Source organism: Vibrio quintilis, from assembly GCF_024529975.1.
Lineage (GTDB): Bacteria > Pseudomonadota > Gammaproteobacteria > Enterobacterales > Vibrionaceae > Vibrio > Vibrio quintilis.
Window position 1 is genome coordinate 2,349,655 of record NZ_AP024897.1, and the last position, 20,354, is coordinate 2,370,008.

General features: G+C 46.5%; 15 protein-coding genes and 1 pseudogene. 8 read left to right on the forward strand and 8 right to left on the reverse strand.

Annotated features, from left to right (window positions below):
• Positions 1-193 precede the first annotated feature (193 nt).
• The 5 genes and pseudogenes from OC443_RS10895 to OC443_RS26400 all read left to right on the forward strand — a co-directional run bounded on the left by OC443_RS10895 (position 194) and on the right by OC443_RS26400 (position 5,878).
• Complete coding sequence (locus tag OC443_RS10895; RefSeq protein ID WP_073581002.1) at positions 194-1,225, forward strand: patatin-like phospholipase family protein; 1,032 nt, start codon at positions 194-196, stop codon at positions 1,223-1,225.
• Positions 1,226-1,547: 322 nt separating this feature from the next.
• Positions 1,548-2,561, forward strand: a complete 1,014-nt coding sequence (locus tag OC443_RS10900) for a patatin-like phospholipase family protein (protein WP_073581000.1) — start codon at positions 1,548-1,550, stop codon at positions 2,559-2,561.
• A 376-nt stretch (positions 2,562-2,937) separates the two neighbouring features.
• Positions 2,938-4,314: a hypothetical protein gene (locus tag OC443_RS10905; RefSeq protein WP_073580996.1), complete on the forward strand. Its 1,377-nt coding sequence runs from the start codon at positions 2,938-2,940 to the stop codon at positions 4,312-4,314.
• A 220-nt stretch (positions 4,315-4,534) separates the two neighbouring features.
• The gene (gene yghU / locus OC443_RS10910) at positions 4,535-5,383 is read left to right on the forward strand and encodes a glutathione-dependent disulfide-bond oxidoreductase (protein WP_073580994.1); all 849 of its coding nucleotides are present in this window, start codon (positions 4,535-4,537) and stop codon (positions 5,381-5,383) included.
• 124 nt (positions 5,384-5,507) lie between these two features.
• A pseudogene (locus OC443_RS26400) lies at positions 5,508-5,878 on the forward strand (endonuclease dU).
• Between the two features lie 59 nt (positions 5,879-5,937).
• Here the strand turns inward: OC443_RS26400 and OC443_RS10920 are convergent.
• Genes OC443_RS10920 through OC443_RS10930 form a run of 3 tightly spaced genes read right to left on the reverse strand, consistent with a single transcriptional unit; the run spans position 5,938 to position 11,842 of the window.
• The gene (locus tag OC443_RS10920; RefSeq protein WP_073580990.1) at positions 5,938-6,399 is read right to left on the reverse strand and encodes an Imm30 family immunity protein; all 462 of its coding nucleotides are present in this window, start codon (positions 6,397-6,399) and stop codon (positions 5,938-5,940) included.
• A 5-nt stretch (positions 6,400-6,404) separates the two neighbouring features.
• Positions 6,405-11,108, reverse strand: a complete 4,704-nt coding sequence (locus tag OC443_RS10925; RefSeq protein ID WP_073580988.1) for an RHS repeat-associated core domain-containing protein — start codon at positions 11,106-11,108, stop codon at positions 6,405-6,407.
• A complete protein-coding gene (locus OC443_RS10930) occupies positions 11,096-11,842 on the reverse strand; it encodes a DUF4123 domain-containing protein (RefSeq protein WP_073580987.1) in 747 nt (248 codons plus the stop codon). The genes OC443_RS10925 and OC443_RS10930 overlap by 13 nt, the downstream gene beginning before the upstream one ends.
• Positions 11,843-12,227: 385 nt before the next feature.
• On the opposite strand from OC443_RS10930, the gene OC443_RS10935 reads away from it, so the two are divergent.
• Positions 12,228-12,740 carry a ferritin-like domain-containing protein gene (locus tag OC443_RS10935; protein WP_073580986.1) on the forward strand — a complete coding sequence of 171 codons (513 nt, stop codon included), beginning with the start codon at positions 12,228-12,230 and terminating at the stop codon, positions 12,738-12,740.
• Between the two features lie 45 nt (positions 12,741-12,785).
• Here the strand turns inward: OC443_RS10935 and OC443_RS10940 are convergent, their stop codons facing one another.
• A complete protein-coding gene (locus OC443_RS10940) occupies positions 12,786-13,586 on the reverse strand; it encodes a substrate-binding periplasmic protein (RefSeq protein ID WP_083601553.1) in 801 nt (266 codons plus the stop codon).
• A gap of 123 nt (positions 13,587-13,709) precedes the next feature.
• Positions 13,710-14,516 carry a substrate-binding periplasmic protein gene (locus tag OC443_RS10945; protein WP_073580983.1) on the reverse strand — a complete coding sequence of 269 codons (807 nt, stop codon included), beginning with the start codon at positions 14,514-14,516 and terminating at the stop codon, positions 13,710-13,712.
• A gap of 342 nt (positions 14,517-14,858) precedes the next feature.
• Here OC443_RS10945 and OC443_RS10950 point away from each other — a divergent pair, with 342 nt between their 5' ends.
• A complete protein-coding gene (locus tag OC443_RS10950; protein WP_073580982.1) occupies positions 14,859-15,803 on the forward strand; it encodes a VirK/YbjX family protein in 945 nt (314 codons plus the stop codon).
• Positions 15,804-15,844: 41 nt separating this feature from the next.
• Here the strand turns inward: OC443_RS10950 and OC443_RS10955 are convergent, their stop codons facing one another.
• The 3 genes from OC443_RS10955 to OC443_RS10965 form a co-directional block, all read right to left on the reverse strand.
• On the reverse strand, positions 15,845-16,516 hold the full coding sequence (locus OC443_RS10955) for a YjiH family protein (RefSeq protein ID WP_200796904.1): 672 nt from the start codon (positions 16,514-16,516) through the stop codon (positions 15,845-15,847).
• A 51-nt stretch (positions 16,517-16,567) separates the two neighbouring features.
• A complete protein-coding gene (locus OC443_RS10960; protein ID WP_073586003.1) occupies positions 16,568-17,899 on the reverse strand; it encodes an IS4 family transposase in 1,332 nt (443 codons plus the stop codon).
• Between the two features lie 86 nt (positions 17,900-17,985).
• Positions 17,986-18,612: a YjiH family protein gene (locus OC443_RS10965; protein WP_073584620.1), complete on the reverse strand. Its 627-nt coding sequence runs from the start codon at positions 18,610-18,612 to the stop codon at positions 17,986-17,988.
• 601 nt (positions 18,613-19,213) lie between these two features.
• Between OC443_RS10965 and OC443_RS10970 the strand changes: the two genes are divergently transcribed.
• Entirely contained in the window at positions 19,214-20,116 is a 903-nt protein-coding gene (locus tag OC443_RS10970) for a hypothetical protein (protein WP_073584618.1), read from the forward strand.
• Positions 20,117-20,354: the final 238 nt, after the last annotated feature.

The window sequence follows — 20,354 nt, forward strand, 5'->3', positions numbered from 1 at the left end:
CACACAAAATGAGAAAAACACCAATAACAACCATACGCATATAAAGCAATCCATTTCTATTATACCCATGCACAATTCAATTCGTTGAAAAAGCTCTCTTCCCCCGGAGACTGAAATAACGTCAATCCAATGGCCGGGGCTGCCTGAAACTTTGCTGAACAAGCTTCAGGACACACGCCCTAAGGAGCAAATTATGGCAAAAATGATCTTATCGGTTGATGGCGGCGGTATCAGAGGCGCTGCTGTGACTCAGTTTCTCACACATGTTGAGAACCAACTGCAAAAAGAGCACAAGCTGTCAGTACGTGATTGTGTCGACTTTTATGCCGGGACCAGCACCGGCAGTATTATTGCCCTGGCACTGGCGACAACAGATTTAACCATCGCGCAAATCAATGACTTGTATAACCCTGATACCGCCAAAGAAATATTTACGGAAAATAAAGTCTTTCCGGGCATAGGCAGCCTGGGGCTGGAAACCCCTAAATATGAAGCAGGAGGAAAAACCAAAGTTTTACAGACCAATTTTGGTTCTGCCAGAATCAACAACGTTCCACAGGATAAACATGTGCTGGCGGTGACTTACGGCATCTCCCAGCGTCAGCCTCAAATTATCAAATCCACTAAAGCGGTTGACCGGGAACTCTTTGCCAGCGCCGTTGCAGATGCATCCAGCGCGGCACCGACTTACTTCCCAACCAAAGAGCTGGAAATTGCAGAGCAAGATCACTGGCTGATTGATGGCGGTGTCATTGCAAATAATCCAACCATGTGTGCGATTGCGGAATCAAGAAAAGTCTGGCACGGCACCGCCATGAATGACTTCAGAGTATTGTCCATTGGAACCGGCTACTGTACAAGAAAAGTCAACGGCCCCTCATCTCAAAAATGGGGGGCGATACAATGGTTTACTGAAGGTCATATTCTCGACATCCTCACAGATGAAATGGTCGTTGCCTATCAGGCTATCACTATCATGAAACCCGGTAGTTATATCCGGGTCAACGCGGAAATGAGACAACAACCAGGCTTACCCAACCCACCTGATGATGCCATGGATGATGTTTCAGCCAGCAATATCAGCAAACTGAAAAAAATGGGTGACTGGTGGTTCGAACAGTACGGAGAAAGTGTCGTTCAGTTACTGCGAGATACCTACTCCGGCCCTTCCCTTGACCGGATTAACCCGGCAACCGGCACACCGATGAAACATCAGCCTGAATAATCAGGGTCTGTTAACCTGATACCAGTGTCAGATCGCCCGGCTATATGCCGGGCTTCTTTTTCCCCGGCAGTTCAATCAAAACAAACGTAAATAAAATTGTCGATATACCCAGGCAACCTGAAGATGCATGAATATACCCAAACAACCTGAAGATGCAGGTTGCTTGGGTATATAACTATGCGCAATAAATGCAATAATATGATAATATACTTAACGCATATTATATGCGACTGAACTAAAAGGATATCATTCCGGCTCAGTTCAGCCTTATCGGGTCTCTTCCCCGGAGACCTAAACATCCACACCTCCTAAGGAGTAAAATATGTCAAAAACCATCTTATCTGTTGATGGTGGTGGTATCAGAGGCGCAGCTGTGACTCAGTTTCTGTCCCGCCTTGAGAAGCAATTACAGGATAAACACGGTATATCCCTGAGAGATTGTGTCGATTTTTATGCAGGAACCAGCACCGGCAGTGTCATTACGCTGGCACTGGCAACTTCTGAAATGGATATCACTGAACTCAACAAGCTATATACAGCCGATAATGTAAAGCCAATCTTTTCAGATAATTCAAGGGTTTCTCAGGTTCCCGGATTATATGCCCCCAAATATAGCGGAGACAGCAAAACTCTGGCAATGCAGGCAAGTTTCGGCGATATAAAACTAAGCGCAGTACCAGACGGTAAGCATGTGCTGGCTGTTGCTTTCGACGTGACAAACCGAAGACCAAGAATGATCTGTTCTACCCGGGAAGCAGACCGGGAACTTCTGGCCAGCGCAGTCGCTGATGCATCCGGTGCTGCACCAACCTTATATCCCAGTGTGGAACTGGGTGAAGACTGGATGATTGACGGCTGTGTGATTGCCGATAACCCAACCATGTACGCCATTGCTGAGGCCAGAAAAGAATGGCGCGGCACCGCGCTGGATGATTTTAAAGTCATCTCCATTGGCACCGGCTGCTGTACCCGTAAAATTACCGGGATTGAATCCCGGAAATGGGGCGCTGCAGAATGGTTTACACAGGGGAACTTCCTCGACATTGTGACCAACGGAATGGCCGTCAGCTATCAGGCAATGAATATCCTCAAGCCCGGCAGCTACATTCGGGTCAATGCTGAAATGAGACAACAGCCCGGCCTGCCCAATCCACCGGATGATGCCATGGATGATTGTTCAGCCGGCAATATCAGTAAGCTGAAAAAAATGGGTGACTGGTGGTTTGAACTGTATGGAGAAAGTGTCATTCAGTTACTGCGTGATGAATACGCTGGCCCATCTCTGGACCGGGTTGATTCTTTAACCGGCAAGCCTATCGAAAATATACTGGAATAATTCTGTCTCTGCCCGGCTGATATTCAGCCGGGTTTTTAAGCCGTTTTTTCTGCTGTATATACCCAAGCCACCTGTCAGACAATTTTCACCACTTCATCTATGACAGATATCCGTATCGCCGGGAAAGAAGCGCTCCAATATTTTCATCGTTTCATTGATTGACTTCCAAATCAATACAAGGGTCATTCAGACAGGTTGACAAGAGCGATAAAAGCACCGGTCATCATGCCCCGACAGCCACAACTCTGCATATTTCCACTCTGAAACCCCTGCGCATGAAATATCCCATCAAAATTTCTCTCTTCGCGAAAAAACAAACTAATATTTATGGTATTGCAATAAAACCAATTGAATAAAGATAAAAAGGATTATCACCATGAACAGCCCGGCTGTAACTGAAAAAAAACAAACGCTTATCATCAATAAAGACGCCACTCATTATGATCGTAAATATTACGATGTTGAGTTACTTACTGAAGAAGAAACAACGTTTTGTCTGGATATCGGAACAAATTTCAGGGAAGGCGAAATTATTGTTCTCTCTCCTAATAAGGAGAAGAAAACTGGTACAACAATTCACCGGTTTAAAAATGCCGCAGAACTGTTTTCTTCAGAGAAGAAACAGATTAAAGCCGTTGTTGTCGCAGGGGTTGGCAGTTCTTTGCTTGGAACCGCTGCATTAGCCCGGAGTGTCGCCAATGTCTATAATCTGGATGTCGCCGGGATTGTCTCCGGCCACGGCACAAAAGATCTGACTGACGAAGCCCTCGAAGGCTGGTTCTTTAACCGCACATGGGATATGAGCCAGCAATATTTGCGGTTAATCAACGACAATATGAATACCCTGTCAAAATTCACCCCGTTTCCCTGGTACTTCAACCCTTTTGAAGTCCCGCTTGAATTGCTTGAAGCGACCACTAAAGATGTCCGGACTGCGATTGAATTGCTGGAAGAACCAGCTTCAGAAATCCAGTTCATTCTCGGACACAGCAAAGGCAGTTTAGTGATTGACCGGGCTCTGGAATTCATTGCGCAAAAATACGATTCGCACGCCCTGTTCGAAAAGCTGAATGTTGTCAGTGTCGCAACAGTGCTGAATTTCCCGCAGAAGTTTAAACACATTTTTCAGTTTCTGGGCGAATTCGATGCACTGGGGGAGAAAAATTCCCGTCACCTGGTCGAATTTGAAATGGTAACTGGTGCTGAGCATGCATTACGTTCAGGCAGCCCGCTGTCATTAGACCGGTTATTACCAAACCACCAACACCTGAAAAGTATTTTTCCGGCGGCAAAAACACCCGCGGCTAAAAAAACGCAACCCGTGAAAAATGCGCCTGCGGCTAAAGCAGCGCCTGCAGCTAAAGCAGAGCAACCTGTCAAAGCCGGGCCTGTAGCTAAAGCGGAACAGCCTGTCAAAGCTGAGCCTGCGGCTAAAGCGGAACAACCTGTCAAAGCAGCGCCTGCGGCTAAAGCGGAACAACCTGTCAAAGCAGCGCCTGCGGCTAAAGCGGAACAACCTGTCAAAGCAGCGCCTGCGGCTAAAGCGGAACAACCTGTCAAAGCCGAGCCTATAGCTAAAGCGGAACAACCTGTCAAAGCCGAGCCTATAGCTAAAGCGGAACAGCCTGTCAAAGCAGCGCCTATAGCTAAAGCGGAACAGCCTGTCAAAGCAGCGCCTGCGGCTAAAAAAGCACCGGCGAGAAGAAAACCAGCGGCTAAAAAAACGCCATCCACAAGAGGCACAAAATCATAACGCCTTCACCAACCCCTTTCCCTGGCGGAAAAGGGGTTGCCAGCTTCATTCCGTCAATCACCTGACCTGTATCGAAATTCAATATAACCGATCGTTCTAAATAAATGGCCGGTCAGGGATTTTATTTGTAAATTTTGCCCTAATATCTATAGCCAAACGACCTGAGTGTACGGAAAGCTCAACCCGTAATCTGCCAACAAAAATTAATGAAGGATTCAGCATGACAAACGAATATATCCCACCCAAAGTCTGGACAATGAATGAAGAAAATGGCGGTCAGTGGGCCAGTATCAACCGCCCCGACTCCGGTGCCAGACATGAACAGGTACTGCCCGTTGGTCAACACCCGCTTCAGCTGTATTCCATGGGCACCCCCAATGGCCAGAAAGTCACGATTATGCTGGAAGAGTTACTGGCTCTGGGTGTCACAGAAGCCGAATACGATGCATTTTTGATCAAAATTGGTGAAGGTGATCAGTTTGGCTCCGGCTTTGTTTCGGTCAACCCTAACTCAAAGATTCCGGCGCTGGTTGATCGCTCCGGCGAAACTCCGGTCAATGTCTTTGAATCCGGTAATATCCTGTTTTATCTGGCTGAAAAATTCGGTCACTTTTTGCCCGAAGAGACAGCAGCCCGCACAGAAGTGATGAACTGGCTGTTCTGGCTGCAAGGCTCAGCGCCTTACCTTGGCGGCGGTTTTGGCCACTTCTTTGCTTACGCACCGGAGAAATTTGAATATCCGATTAACCGGTTTGCAATGGAAGCTAAACGCCAGCTGGATGTACTGGATAAACAGCTGGCGAAACATACCTTCATCGCCGGTGAAGCACTCAGTATTGCGGATATTGCCATCTGGCCTTGGTACGGGAGTCTGGCGCTGGATAATTCTTATACCGATGCCGGAGAATTTCTGGATGTGAAAAGCTATCAACACCTGCAACGCTGGGCTCAGATGATGGCTGAACGTCCCGCAGTGCAACGCGGAAAAATCATCAACCGCACCATGGGCGATGTCTCAGTGGAAGAGCGCCACAGCGCTGCCGATATTGATACGGTGCTGAACCGGTAATTCTGAGAGAATTTGGCAATAACCCGGCAGATTATCCTGAGCCGGGTTATTATTTTCATCTCTTCGCATCTGTTTCTGCCTGACGCTGGTCTGGCAATCACAACAAATCCATCAAAGGCTGACCATGAGAACACTTGAAGAAATTATCCGGCTGCGCAAAAAGATCAGGGTGGCCGGTTTTGATGATGCGCCCTTTCAGCGCCAGCGCGGTTCACAGGTCAACCTGTCCGGGATTATCTGCTCAGATACCCGTTTTGAAGGCATGTTGTGGGGCGAAACCGAAAAAGACGGCAGCAACGCGACTGAAGTGATCGCCACCATGCTGAAGCGCTGACCGATGGCATCGCGGTCGGTGGATTTAACCTGATCGACCTGCCGCAGCTGGCCGAAACCCTCAGCCGCCCCTGCATTGCCGTAATGCGTAAAGCACCGGATATGAACAGTCTCCCTCCCGAACGAAACAGGAACCTGATGTTATCTCGATTAAAAGCCTGATCTTAAGTGAACAAATTTTAATAACAAAAGTATAAAAACTGACAATAGCTTCGTTTATTTCACCCCTTATTATTAATCAATTCATCAATTGAATTACTTAACACTATCGACTTAGTTTGAAGATCTTCATTCTTTATACTCATATCTTCCAAAATATTCTTAAGATTTATCAATTGTTCAGTTTGAACCGAGACAAGCATATTATTTAACTCTGAAAAATATTGAGAGTTATTTATCACTCGCAGGAATAAAACTTCAAGCCAGTATCTGTTAGCTACCGGTTCGAATAATGTCATCAGTAGACCATGGAGATAAGTTTTCATTGGATACGATTCTGCAGTATGAAGTATCAGATACATTTCATCCAAAAAGTCACTTTTCTCTTCCAGAGAACGAATTAAACATGTCACTGCATCCGAAGTCTTATCTTGATATATTTGTTGAAGCAACATTTCAAAATCATCCGTATCTTCAGCATACAGATAATTCCGAAGCTTCTGGGACTTTTCCTCATAATTCATTTTTATCAATCACTCCCTGCTTTTTTTTTATCAAACACTCCCGGCCATTTTTTCTTGTTTTTTGCAATAACTAATTTCAATGAATTTCTAACTTTTTCACCATATAACTTATCCTCTAGATAAATAGAACGAACATCAAAGATATCACGAGCAAGAGCATTGCGTGGAGTTTCTTTCATTAGTTCTGATTTTCTACCCTTGCCGCCATATGTTCTTGTCTTTCTATGACGTCCACCTTTCCCGGGAGAGATCTGCTCCATCATCATCGAGATACCTTCCTCTGTTTTACCACCAAGCTTCTCTCTTACATACTTATTTGATGGCATATGGTGAGGAGTTAAGTTATCACCTACAACACCAGGAGACAATTCACCATATTCATCAACCTCTAACTCCCCCGTGACTAATTGTTTTTTATTATCAGAACAATTACCTGTCCCCTGTACCAACCCCAGCGGATCCACCCACCCGGTCGGGTTCACCACATACTGATAGTTATTCAGCCCGCCAGCCAGGCGAATCGGGTCCGGGGTAATAAAGCGCCCGGTATCCGGGCTATAGTAGCGATGACGATTATAATGTAAACCCGTTTCTTCATCGTAATATTGCCCCTGAAAGCGTAGCGGGCTGCTGATTTGCGCAACCCGCTGGCGGGCAACATTGCCATAAGCATGATAATCCACCGACCACACGACTTCTCCGCCACTATCGGTCATTTCCAGTGGCGTGCCGATTTGATCCAGATGATAGAAATACGCCTGTGCTGCCTGCGGACCTTCACCACACACAACGGCCAGCGGACGAAACGTTTCATACTCATACAGATACGTCCGGTAATCATTATCACTGATTTCACTCAGCAGTTTGTCGCCCTGCCATAAAAATTCGGTGACGCTGGTGTCGCCCTGTGGTGACGTCACCTGCTTTTTCACCCGGCGGCCGAAGGCATCATAAGTGTAACTGGCTTGCGTGCCATCCGGCCGGGTGACCTGGGTTAAACGATGCTCACAGTCATATTGATACCCACTGACCAGGCGGCCTTCTTTCCCTCTGGCTTCCTGCGTCAGGTTACCAAACTCATCGTAGCTGAAATGCCGGTCGCCCTGAAACAGCAGTTGATTACCTTCGACATTCGCCTGCCTGTCTGACAACAGATTACCTGCCGGATCATGAGTAAAGGTTTCATCCAGCACACCCCGGACGGAGGTCAGGCGCTCCAGCGGGTCATACTGATATTCCTGAATCCCGCGTTGCGCATCTTCCACCCGGCTCAGGCTGCCGGACTGACTGTACTGATAACGGCGGAACAGGCGTTGTTGTGAGGCCTGATGCGCCCGGTGTTCCAGCAAGCGACCCGATTCATCGTAAAGATAACGGCTGGTCAGTGCGCCCTGCCGGCGGCTGACTTCCAGCCCATCCGGCTGGTATTGGTGCTGTGTCAGACATTCACCATTGAGGCTCACCTGTTGCACCTGCCCATGTTGGAACTGATGTTCAACGATCTGCCCGTCAGGCAGAATCATTTTGCTCAGCTGTCCGGCTGCATCATAGCGATATCCAAAGCTGGCCCAGCCCTGATGCTCTTCAGTGATCTGCCCCATCAGGTCGTAATCAAAAGCCAGCGGCCACCGGCCGTCATCAACCAGCTTCAGCCGGCCAGCCAGATCGTACTGATAGCTGACTTCCCGGCCATCGGGTAATATTTTATGTGTCAGGTTGCCCAGCGAATCATAGGCATACTGAGTGGCGAGCTCAGTGCCGTCGGCACCGGTTTCCGTTTTCGCGGTTAATTGTGTGTGCGCATCATATTCATAACTGAAAGTCCGGCCATCAAACGTGACTTCCCGCTGCACATGGCCTGTTGGCGCATACTCAATCTGATAACGCTCTCCCCGCTCGTTAATAATGTCACTGACAAAATTGAACCGGTTATTGTATTGATACTGAACACTACTCCCATCGGGATTGATTTTGCGGGTGACCAGATGTAATGGCCACTGATATTCATATTCTGTGACCCGCCCCAGTGGATCTGTCTGGCGGGTCACTTTACCGTAGGCGTTATATTCATACTGGCTGACCTTGCCACCCGGCATCACCAGCCGCACCAGGCGACCGACCGAATCATAATTCATCTCAGTCACACCACGGCTGTCCTGCCGGTAACGCAGTCGCCCCAGAACATCATAACGATAACGGATCTCTTCGCCCTGCGGTGTCACCTCACTGACCAGATGACCATTCATATTCCACATCAGCCGGTGTTCACTGCCATCCGGGCCATTGATCTGCTCAATCAGGCCATGCTCGTTATACCGGTAACGGGTCACATGCCCCAGCGGATCCGTTTGTTCAGTCACATGACCCCACTTGTCATGTTTGTAATGCCATTCAGCTTCTGCCTGAACAATATGCACCACATCACTCTGGCTGTTATAAGTAAACTGAGTAACAAGCCCATTGGGGGCTATTTGAGCTTCCATTTCCCCCTGAGCGTTATATTCGTAACGGGTCACATTGCCGACAGCATCCGTTTCTTCCACCAGATTGCCATCATCATCATAAGCTTTCAGGTACTCACCACCACTGGCATCGACTTCTTTAATCAGCAGGGCGTTGTCATCGTGCTGATACACCTGCTGCGTGCCGTTACTATTGGTCAGCGTTACGGTATGGCTTTCATCATCCCACTCATAGCGGGTGTCAATGGATTCGATATTGCTGTACTGGCGAATCGCACGAACATGTTTTCCTTCCCTTTCCCACTCCCAGCTGAAAGTTGCGCCCCCCGCCAGTTGGCGGGATAAAATCACATGTTGATCGTCATAGGTGTAACGCTCCGTTTCTCCGTTGGCATTGGTCGCGGAAATCAGCTGAGCCTGGTCGTTATAATCATATGTCACCTGCGTCTGAACAAACTGCCACTCATCTTTCTCACGCAAATACACATATAAATCGACCTGTTTGATCAAGCCCAGCTCATACACCAGCTCAAATTTCAGATTGGTATCGGTATAAACCCGCACCGGCCGCGAATCGAGATAACCAATATGCAGTTGATGACCGTATTGGTCTTCAATCCGGTTCAGCTGACCCGAATCACCACTCAGACGGAAATAATAGAACCGGGAGTCCGAGATAATCACAATCTCACCATTATCGGCGAGAAACGCACCGGCCTCAGCCAGCCGGTTGACAATCGCTGGCTTTTGTCTGGTCGGACGGGGAAAACGGGTCAGCTTACTTTCATCGTCATTCCAGATGATCTCATCGCCTTCAACCGTCAGAGCATGTGCCAGCGAATGCGTCCAGCCAAAGCCAAGGCCATGATTATCTTCACAGGCACTGGTGCGGTATAAGCGGGTCCATTCAAAAGGGAGTAACCCCGGCAGATGGCCGTCGGTGATGGTTAATAACTCTTCTCCGGTGGCCATCGAAACCGGGTCTTTATCGCAGACAGTTTTTTCCTTTGAAGCTGCTTTCTTTTGATTTTTAATTTCTGAAGGTTTGTTTTTTACATCGTAATCCGGTGAAGTTTCAACGTTGGAATGTTTTGTTTTTCTTGCCTTGTATTCAATTTTACCGTTTACAATTGATTTTTTTGTACTATTGCTGACACCCCCGACGAATTTTTTCATTCTGGCACATAGCTTTTTCAGTAACTTTTTAATCATTTTGAAGAAATCTTTCACGACATCGATAATTGCATCCACGATACGCTTGATTTTCTTTCCGGCACTTCTGGCTGCACGATAGGCTGTATAGGCCACGCCTGCTGCCGGCGTGGCAACAAATGACAGTGCGATACCGCCCAAAATTCCCATCACAATATCACCGATCACACTCCCGGCAAGTTCTCCCAGATCATCGATTAAGTCAGGCACCGAAAACTTCAGCGGCAACATCGCGAGATACACACCAACGGCATTCAGAATCAGATATAACGCGGCTTCATCCGAGGCAAACAGTAATCCCTGTTCCAGCATTTCCGGCGTTTTTTTGATGGCATTTAATATCGCAGCACCGCCATCAGCCATCCCCTTCAATGCTTTTTTCGGATCAGAAATCAGATCATAGATTTCCGTGATATTACTCCAGATACTTTTAATCGAGCCCCATAGCCCTTTCAGTACCTGTTTGAAAAAAGAAATCACTTTATCCAGGGTACTTTTCTCTGAATCGGATAACCGTTTTGCTTTGCAGGCTTCCCACTGATCACGCAGCCAGGTCAGTAAATCTGTATCCAGTTGATCATAATTGGCAAGCATCGCATTCACATCGGCTTCAGTCGGGTTTTGATCGATATAAACTGTATAAACTTCGCCTGCTTTTAAGCCTTTAAAGGTCGCTTTACCCTCTTTGTCCAGGGTTTCAGTTTTCACTTCCCCCAGCCAGCCCGCTTTCGCTTTGACATCCAGACCACCCAGCGGCACGTGATAAATTGATTGATAGACACTTTCAATTTCAATTTCACCACTTTGCGGGCATGTGACTTTTACCTGATAGTCATCATCATCTTTCTCAACGGTTTCTTTGTTCTCTTTCTTACCCTTAGCGATCAATTGCTTATCCATCGAAAACAGATGTTTTCCAATCAATGTATCCGATGTCTTCCGGTACTCATTTAATAGCCCGGGAAAGGCTTTGAGTTGTGCTTCGATATGCTGATACAGCTCCTGCTCCATGTCGCTCTGTGTTATTTCTGCCATAATACGTGCCCCAGCCTTGTTTGTTCTTGTGTCATATAATCAATCCAGCCTGCCAGCCAGTGATCATCTTCTCCCTGATAGGTATTCACGAAGCGACGAACCTTCTGCTGCAGCACAGGCTCCGGACAGGCGTCATAAAGCGCCTGACTGTAATCTTTCAGCCCCTGCAACAGGTTAATGATGAGCATCGACTTATCTTCACTGAGGATTTCTGTCACCTGTTGTGGTACTTTCCACCACGGGAAGGCCTGTTCCTGTACGTCCGCCTGTGGTTCAGGGTTTTCAACCCGGCCTGAATTGCTCAGCCAGCACTGCACTGGTCCCATCAGCGCTGCCCGCTGATCATCACGACAAAAACGGGCAACGTTCAGGCTGAATCGTGGATCGTAAAAACGAAAAAAGGCGTGGTTGCCCGATGGCATCCACACCTGAATCAAACTGCGGAAATGGCGGTAAACTGCCTCAGGTGACACGTCCGGATCCGTACCGGCAAACATGCCCCAGTCTTCATTGTCCTGTGACTGAACCCAGGATAAAAACGGATGCTGTGCGTCAAACGACGCCATCAGCGGCATCACTTCATCCCAGTTTTCATAGGGTGTACCCAACCACAAGCCGCGGGCATCTTCTCCGCCATGGGCATAAAATGCCTGGTGGGGTTGTGAATCACTGGTGCGGTTTAAAATGACATACCAGCATAAATCAGCAGAAAGCTGTTCGTGCAGATCATCCATAAGTTTCTGTCCCTCACTTACATCGCGAACCTTACCGGTTTCAGCCCGGCCCACCGTTTGTGGGGAACAAATCGGGCGGCAGGCTGGTAAGATTTGATGAGCTCATCGTGTGAAAGAACCAGAATAATAAACAACCTGACACATATAAAATTAAGAGCATAATTTTGTGATCAATGAGACTAATTTTACACAAATCAGCCTTTTGTGTTCACTTTTATACCCAAACACCCTGAAGATGCATGATTCAGGTTGACTGGGTATATGTAAAATCATGTCATCGAAAAGCAAAGGAAGGTAAACCACCTGGAATCAAGCCATATTCATGCTTCAATTAAAGTGAAATCAACGACATTTTCCAATATGACAGAATCACAGGGGCATCAACATGAAACGATTGACTTACACCTTACTGACAGGCGTTTTATTCCTCGGTCCGATCATAAGCTTCACCGTACCTGCGGCTGAAGCATCTTACGGAATGAGTGCTACGACTCAATTGAAAGACAGTGAACTCACCATTGAAAATATGCTCAGATATGCGATTGAAGATGAGTATCTGGCCAGAGGTGAATACCAGAAAATTATCGAAAAATTTGGCGAAAAACGCCCATTCACCAACATCATCAAAGCAGAAAACCGACACATCAGCTGGCTTAAACCTCTGTTTAAAAAATATGGTGTTCCCCTGCCGGCAGATCGTGGATTAGAATTTGCAATCGTCCCGGATGATTATGCAGAGACATTCCGGATTGGCGTGAATGCAGAAATCTTAAATATCCGGATGTACAGCCGCTTTCTGGCACAACCTGGCCTGCCGGATGATATCCGGGACGTCTTCAGCCGGTTAATGAAAGGTTCCGAAAACCATCTGGCAGCTTTCAAACGGGGAATCAGGTAACGGCACCAACTGACAGCAGGCAATCAGCCGAAGCCGGAACAACACCTACCACTGCAACTGTGAATAAGGATTATTCTCAGCGAAGCAGTGGTTTTCAGCCTGCTGCAGATAAATCTGCTGACAAATCTCCAGCAAACGGCCTTCTTTTTTCATTTCATTCAGGCCTTGTTCAATTATGGGGATAAGAGACGTATGACTTTCATGGACATGCATATACAGAGGGACAACCTCCACAACAGAAGCCTCAACCAGCAATTCATTCATTTCTTCATCCTGCAGAAAGTTACCCCGGCTATGGATAAACAGATCAATTCTTCCATAAACCAGCTTCAGAAACCCCTGTCTTATAGATTTAGCATAACTCAGAAGTAAAGGATCGATTCTCTCGTAAAGATACCGTTCAGAAAACATGATTCCCCGCAGATATCCGATCCGGTAGCCGGAGTGAATTAAATCTTCCCAGCCATCATTCAGTTTGATCTGATCCTGCTTGCGGGCATAAGTAACAAATACGACCTGAGCCACCGGAAAATTAACCCGGCGCATATTAGTGTGAATCTCACTATAAGCTGAAATCCTTATCGCTTCGCCATCAATTTTACCGGTATTTGCCTGGACGGATGCCCGTGTCATCGAAAGTTCCCTGATATCTACTTTTACCCCTAACCGCTGAAATAAATCCTGATAGAGCAATGTCATCATCTTCGTCTGACGGTTATCCGGGCCAATGAACATCGAGAGCCGGAATGTGTCACGCGCTACCGGTGATACCTGCTCTGTTGCTCTGGCCGGGCTCAACAGGTAAAAAGTCAGGCAAAAGATCGACAACCAATGGATAATATGCATATTAAAACAAAATACATTCACGTTACGTATTTATTTTAATATAGTCTATACCGGCTCCCATAGTCTATTCAGACTCTCACACAGACCATCCCGATCTGCCACATTGACCACAATAAAAAAGATTTACCACAGTAAAGAAGAATAAATGCCGTCGTTGATACAGTGTTTATCCGCCTCTTGTTGATAAACCTGTGTACATAATTCCATCATCCGGCCTTCAGCCCGCATATCGATCAGAGACTGCTCGATATCGGGAATCAACGCCTCGTGTCTTTTATGTACATATAAATACAAAGGAACCGTCTCCAATACAGAGACGACTTCGGTACTTTCCTGTAAGTCCTGATGAGAGACAAAATGGCCGAGCGGATATACAAATAAATCTATTCTGCCGTGAATCAGTTTTAATAATCCCTGCTCTGCGGATTTGGATTCATTTAAACGCTCCGGATTGATATGTTTTTTGAGTATTTGTTCTGAATAAACAATGCCCCGCCGGTAGCCCACCATATAATCAGAGTCAATCAGACTGTCCCAGCCGTCTTCAAGTCTGATTTGATGGCTTCTGCGGGCATAAGCGACAAACACAACCTGCACGACCGGAAAATCAATCAGGCGTAAGTTCGGGTGCATCTGGCTATAGTTTCTGATCCGGATGGCTTCCCCGTCAATCTTTCCATCATCCGCCTGCACAGAAGCGCGCTTCATCGGGAAAGGCTGCACGTTGACAGTAATGCCTAACCGTGTAAACAGCTCATGATAGATCCGCGTAATCAGCTGACTTTGCAATTCATTCGCACCGGGATACATGGCAATTAAAAACGGTTTGTTGCTGACTGTACCTGCTGTTTCGGCTGCATGTGCCTTGAGTGCAGGCGATATCAACAAAAAGATCAGCCAAAGCCCGGACAAAAGACCTGTATAACCCATAGTTTTTATTTCCCCTGGTCAAGTAAGATATTTATAGAACTATAGTCCATTGCAGCTATTCCGGCCCCGGATATCAATCAGGCACATACAGTCAAACTGCCGGAAGATGTAATCTGCCCGGGTGCTCACATGAACCAAATGACACAAAACTGTAACTCTGCTTATTTATTCTGAAAAAACAGTTGACACCTAAATAAGATATTATTATTTTGAACGGTGTTTTATTTATAAAAACCTATCTGTTAATAATGGCATTCATCAATGAGTGCAATATCATGTTTAATAACAAAAAGTAATTATAAGTAATTATTTTTGTTTGTTTTATTATTTCATGAGGTCGATATGTATAGTGAAAATTATATATTGCGGATGAAAACATTATCTTCGCTTATATATAGTGGCGATAAAGGCATTAAAAAATTCAAAAAAAACATCCGCTTTCTTCTGTTTAGTCTGATCAGAAGAAAATATACCAAAACATTAGAGAACACTTTTTTTAATGATCCGGAACTGCTGAAAGCGATCCCAAATATTCCTTCCGTATTTGAGATGACCTTTATGCCATATGGATGCGTCACATGGCCGGTAAAACAGCGGACAGAAAGACGCATTGCCCACTATCGCTTTATCAGTCAGATATTCGGCAGTCAAACATCTCAGGTACTCTCAGCAAAAGGGATTGACCTGCTGACACTCACTGATCGCGATGGCGGACAATATTTCCTGAATCTGTATCGGGGTGCGAAAAAAGAAGGCTCACTCGGTATCCGGCTCCGCAGCGAATCCGGCGATGTCTACAGCTTATCTTTCACGGTTTACCAGACACAGGCAAAAACATTTATCATGCACATCGGTGCAGTTCAGGGGCCACGCGGAGACAGGGAACAACGCCAGGCCAGTATTAAAACTCTCACCCGCTCCTTTCACGGGCTGAGAACCAAATCTTTCATTTTGGAAGCAGCGTTGATGCTGGCGAGAATATGGCGCATTCAGCATGTCCAGGCGGTGTCCTCTAAAGGGCATATCTATCAGGCGATACGCTATAAATCGTCGAAAGCCAAACAAGTGAAGTTTGACTATGACACCTTCTGGCTCGAACATCATGGGACACCGCTGAATTCTTATCTGTATGCCATTCCCTTGCACCCGGAGAGAAAAGACCCGGACACGCTGAGCCGGAACAAGCGCAGGCTGTATACCAAACGTTATCAGTTCCTGAATGAGCTTGAACAAGACATACAACACTCACTCAACACCCTTTGCCCGGGGACTTCCGGAGCAACCTGAATCAGCCGCGCTTCACTGACCGGCGGCACCGGCAACCCTGCTTATCCGCTCACAAACTGCTGCGCCCACAGTGCAACCGGTGTTCCGAGAACAATTGTAAGCGCCGTTCTCTGATACCAGATGATTAAAATATGCCTCAGCGTCAGGGGAATTTGTGTCGATAAAATGCATGGAATCGAGGCAGAAAAAAACAGAATAGATGAAATCGCAACCTGACCGGCCACAAACCGGGTCACAAAGGCACCTTTTGCAGCAATCAGCGCCGGCAGAAACATTTCCGCCAGCCCGGTCGCGGATGCTTTCGCCACCAGCATGGGCTGCGTGTGTCCGGTCAGCCAGGTCAACGGATAAAACAGTACACCCAGCCAGTCAAAACAGGGCGTATATTTAGCCAGCAATAACCCAAGCAACCCAACAGACATAATCGATGGCAGAATACTCATCGCCATAAAGATCCCCTCTTTCAGATTCGTCAGCATGCTGCTCAGTAATGGTTTGGCGTGTGCCGCAACACGAATCCCTTCCAGCCAGGCCGTTTTAAAACGGGACTGATGGCGGGGAGACACCTCTTCCACCCGCCTGGTATCATCCATTCCTCTCAACGGGGGTAAACGGACACTGATGGCTGTCACAACAAACGTCAGTACCAGTGTGCTCCAGAAAAACAGGTTCCAGAGATCCATCAGGCCCAGCGTTTTGGCAACAATCACCATAAATGTCGCCGAGACGGTCGAAAAGCCGGTCGCAATGATTGCTAACTCCTATCACTTAAGGTGCTTGGAGCGAACTGGATAGCGGGTCTTACTTATACGAACGGTCCTTGATTTGGGCCGTTTTTTTCGCTCAGGCAAGATGTAGCGTTTTACACGTTCACGCATCGCCCTCAGTTTTTTGGGGATCGAGCCTGGTGAAGCTATTGCACACCACATGAGCTCGTCCTGGATATCTCGAAGCGCCATCATAAAACTGATCCGCAAAGGTGATACCCCTGCCTCTTTAGCAATACGGCTTATCTCCAAACGAACAAGGTTGTAGGCGATAAGTATTCCCCATATTTCTTGTTCCACTCCCTCAACTGACTGGCTTCGCAGTAACACTTCATCCTCAAGCATATCGTGCTTTATTTCGCCGTAGCTGTTCTCAACTTCCCACCGCTCAAAATAGACATCAAGCAGAGATTGGAGACTATACTGGCTGTCGGTTAGAGAGGTAAGGAGCCCTTTGATATGGTTGGGTTGCTCTTGCTCCGGGTAAAGAACGAGCCTTGCTTGCCATTTTTCAGGTAGGCTCGGGTCTTGCCTTAATGCATGTTGAGAGACGCTCATCTCCACTATTAAATCTCGACCCTCCTCATCCAGCTGTTCGATAACTTCATACTGAGTATTAGATTTTATCGGGGTCATCCAATGGCTTGAACCGTGTTGTCGTGACCAGTTAATCATCAGCTCTGCACTTAGGTAGCATCGGTCAAAAATAGTAAGGGAGTTGGCAGGAACTGAGGGAATGAGCTGCTTTGCATAGTTCACTTCGCCTGTAGAACTTGGGCCAAAAGCAACATTATAGAGTAGACGGCTGCGTAGGGAGCAAAGTGCACATAATCTGACAATAGGGTATTCGGTATGGCGAGTTTTGCTGTGTTTAACGTAATGAAAATGTTCGGCCAGAGGACTGGTATCATGCGTTCTAAACTGGGTGCCATCGACCGAGAAAAGTCTCAGCCCATACCATGTATCTTTATTGTCTTCCGCACCTGTCCAATGCTCGGCTGTTAAAGAGAATAGGGCTTCGAGAGGTTTGGCTGTTAATCGCTTTCTTGCTTGGGGTATAGCGCTTGGAGCAATGGACTCTCCCAGAGAATTAGAAAGCTTCAGATCTAATTTATCAAGTACATCAGTAATAGGCCGGTCACGGTACAAACCAATTCCAACAACGAGCCAGACTACGAGCTCAGCAGGTAGCTTTCGCCGCCTCATGCTCGCTTTATTTGTTTCATCAAGTGCTTGATTTATCCACTCTAGTGGAAGCTCTTTTTGAAAGAGTGCAAGAGATTCCGGAGAAGCAAAGTCATCAACATCAATAAGCCAGTGAGCCAACATAAAAATACCCTCAAACATAAATGCTTGAGGGTATTTTCAACCAACCACAGGATCGTTCAACTGATCATTTACTTAACTGATCGGAGTTAGGTCGCAATGATTGCGGCTTCTTTTGCCGAATACTGACCGGCCAGATACACCTTATTGGTGATTAACAAGCCGATCGAATAACTACCAACAAAGGAAGCAACCGCATCAATCGCCGATTTCCCCGGCGTTTTAAAGACCGGCTTCATCACCGGCTGAAGTAACACCCCGGCCAGTTCAAGCAGACCGTAACCTATCAGAAAAGCCAGAAAGATCGCGCCAAAGGGAACAATCAGCCCCACCGGCACCACCAGCTTATCAAACAAAAACGGCAACATATCTTTCTCAAAGAGGGCCGCAGGCCCAACGGAGAGATACGCCATCAATGCGGTCACGATTCCCAACATCTTCAGGAAAGATAACACCATCTGAGTTTTACTGCTGCGCCAGTTGCCGGTCACAAACGGATAAAAACCGCCGGCGATAATCAGCACCAAAGCATACAGCCTGACGGAGTCCGACAACATAGTCCGGCACCAGGATACAAGATGATCCAGTAAAATCGTGTTCTTACCGTATATTTCCACCGGAATAAAAAAGAACAGGATACCAATACCGCTGAACAAAATTAATTGAAGTGCGGCCTGAAATGAGGACTTTCCGGTCGTCGGTTGTGTTATTTCCATAGATTCACCTTCCCTGTTGATAACTATCCCCAAATGACCTCAAGATGCAGGATTCAGCGCTTTGTCAACAGGTTCAGTTCAAGGAAAATAACCGAAGAAATGATGACGCCTTTCGAGGTTGTTTGACGCAGAAATGAACCTGTTGATGCGCTCCCGAAGGGCGGGATTGATTGGCACCTGTCCTGCGTGACTGATTTTCAACGCAGAATGACTCTGTTTACAAATCAGTGCCTTGCTCAGAAACCAATTCATTCTCGCTGAACATGAATATTGAGGTCACCTGGGGGATATAAACAAGGATGAAGCAATCATTGTGCCGACATGTATATACAGGTGTAGCAATCTGATAATATCAGGAAAAAGTCCCGTTGGAGATGAACGGACCAAGGCAATAAAAGGTATCATTTGCACAATAACCGGGCACCAGAATGAAGCATATACCCAAACAGCCTGAATCCTGCATCTTCAGGTTGCCTGGGTATAAAATACACGGCTTCTGTTCATGTCAGATATATTTCGTATGAAATACATTCATCTGTCACTGAAATGTCAATCACACTCAGTAAGATCTCACATCATATATTTCCCGGTAAAAGGATGCATGATGAAATATCTTTATTCTTCCGTCACGGTACTGATATTAATGACAGCCAGCAGCGCAGTCCGGGCTGATTTTGATGTCACTTCCCGTGAATATAAACTATTACTGAACCCCGCACGCTTCACTTACCAAAATGAAGACGCTGATATTGAAAATTATACAGAACAGGTTGCAGAAGTTATTTCCGGCGCCATCTCCCGCAAAGTTTCAGGCACCGCCGTTTTAAATAAAGAACGTTACGTCACTTACCGGGATACGCCCGGAACCTGTATGTTAAAAAACAAAGGCTATGTATTCCGGGATCGCGTCAATGTCAATGACACCGGAGATCGTGATGCCACATTAAAATTCCGCTCAGCGGATCGCTTTATCAGCGGTTATGAAGACTTATCTTCAAACCAAAGCCATACCAAAACCAAGTTTGAGGAAGATATTCTGTTCAACAGTGAGCAGGGATTGAAAATAAAAGTGTCTCACTCAACCAAAATTTCACATTACACAAAAACAATTCATCAGATCGGTGATATTTATGACCATTTTCCGGGGTTTGCAGATCAGTACAGCGATATCGGTGCAGAGACACAACTGGTAAAAGTCAGCAATATCACTCTGTATGAGCGCCGTTATAAAGGTCAGGAAATCGATCTGGGGCGGTTTGATGCAGATCTGGTGATTAGCCTGTGGTACACAAGTGCCACGCCAGCTCCGGCAGATGCTCCGGTTATCGCTGAGGCCTCATTTGATTATGCAGATGACGACGGGGAATATACACCCAAAGTGGTTAAACGGGCCAAAAAAGCATTTCTGGCGATGGCAACAATGTCAGACTGGGTCAAAACAGACAGCATGACCAAAACCAGTTTTGTTTATCAATATCAGGCTGACTTCTGCGAGAATAATTAAAAACCGATTATCTAACCTGATTATTTACGTCTATACCCAAACAACCTGAAGATGCAGGGTTCAGTGAGCTGAAAGGCATATTTCTGCGTCAAGAGAATTTGAAAGGTGGGTACATTTTAAGAACGTCTGTCATCTATTGATCCGGCCCTCATGAATTTGAAATTGTTATTATCATTTTATTAGTTGTCATGTCTTCGTCATAAATCAGGCAGAGGATAAGAAACGGTTAAACGGAATA

Excerpts from the sequence above, each read along its gene's own strand:
- OC443_RS10950 (WP_073580982.1), top strand. The coding sequence starts at position 14,859 with ATGTATAGTGAAAATTATATATTGCGGATGAAAACATTATCTTCGCTT.
- OC443_RS10905 (WP_073580996.1), top strand. The coding sequence starts at position 2,938 with ATGAACAGCCCGGCTGTAACTGAAAAAAAACAAACGCTTATCATCAAT.
- OC443_RS10955 (WP_200796904.1), bottom strand. The coding sequence starts at position 16,516 with ATGGTGATTGTTGCCAAAACGCTGGGCCTGATGGATCTCTGGAACCTG.
- OC443_RS10940 (WP_083601553.1), bottom strand. The coding sequence starts at position 13,586 with ATGCATATTATCCATTGGTTGTCGATCTTTTGCCTGACTTTTTACCTG.
- OC443_RS10960 (WP_073586003.1), bottom strand. The coding sequence starts at position 17,899 with ATGTTGGCTCACTGGCTTATTGATGTTGATGACTTTGCTTCTCCGGAA.
- OC443_RS10930 (WP_073580987.1), bottom strand. The coding sequence starts at position 11,842 with ATGGATGATCTGCACGAACAGCTTTCTGCTGATTTATGCTGGTATGTC.
- OC443_RS10965 (WP_073584620.1), bottom strand. The coding sequence starts at position 18,612 with ATGGAAATAACACAACCGACGACCGGAAAGTCCTCATTTCAGGCCGCA.
- OC443_RS10895 (WP_073581002.1), top strand. The coding sequence starts at position 194 with ATGGCAAAAATGATCTTATCGGTTGATGGCGGCGGTATCAGAGGCGCT.
- OC443_RS10900 (WP_073581000.1), top strand. The coding sequence starts at position 1,548 with ATGTCAAAAACCATCTTATCTGTTGATGGTGGTGGTATCAGAGGCGCA.
- yghU (WP_073580994.1), top strand. The coding sequence starts at position 4,535 with ATGACAAACGAATATATCCCACCCAAAGTCTGGACAATGAATGAAGAA.
- OC443_RS10935 (WP_073580986.1), top strand. The coding sequence starts at position 12,228 with ATGAAACGATTGACTTACACCTTACTGACAGGCGTTTTATTCCTCGGT.
- OC443_RS10945 (WP_073580983.1), bottom strand. The coding sequence starts at position 14,516 with ATGGGTTATACAGGTCTTTTGTCCGGGCTTTGGCTGATCTTTTTGTTG.
- OC443_RS10920 (WP_073580990.1), bottom strand. The coding sequence starts at position 6,399 with ATGAATTATGAGGAAAAGTCCCAGAAGCTTCGGAATTATCTGTATGCT.
- OC443_RS10925 (WP_073580988.1), bottom strand. The coding sequence starts at position 11,108 with ATGGCAGAAATAACACAGAGCGACATGGAGCAGGAGCTGTATCAGCAT.
- OC443_RS10970 (WP_073584618.1), top strand. The coding sequence starts at position 19,214 with ATGATGAAATATCTTTATTCTTCCGTCACGGTACTGATATTAATGACA.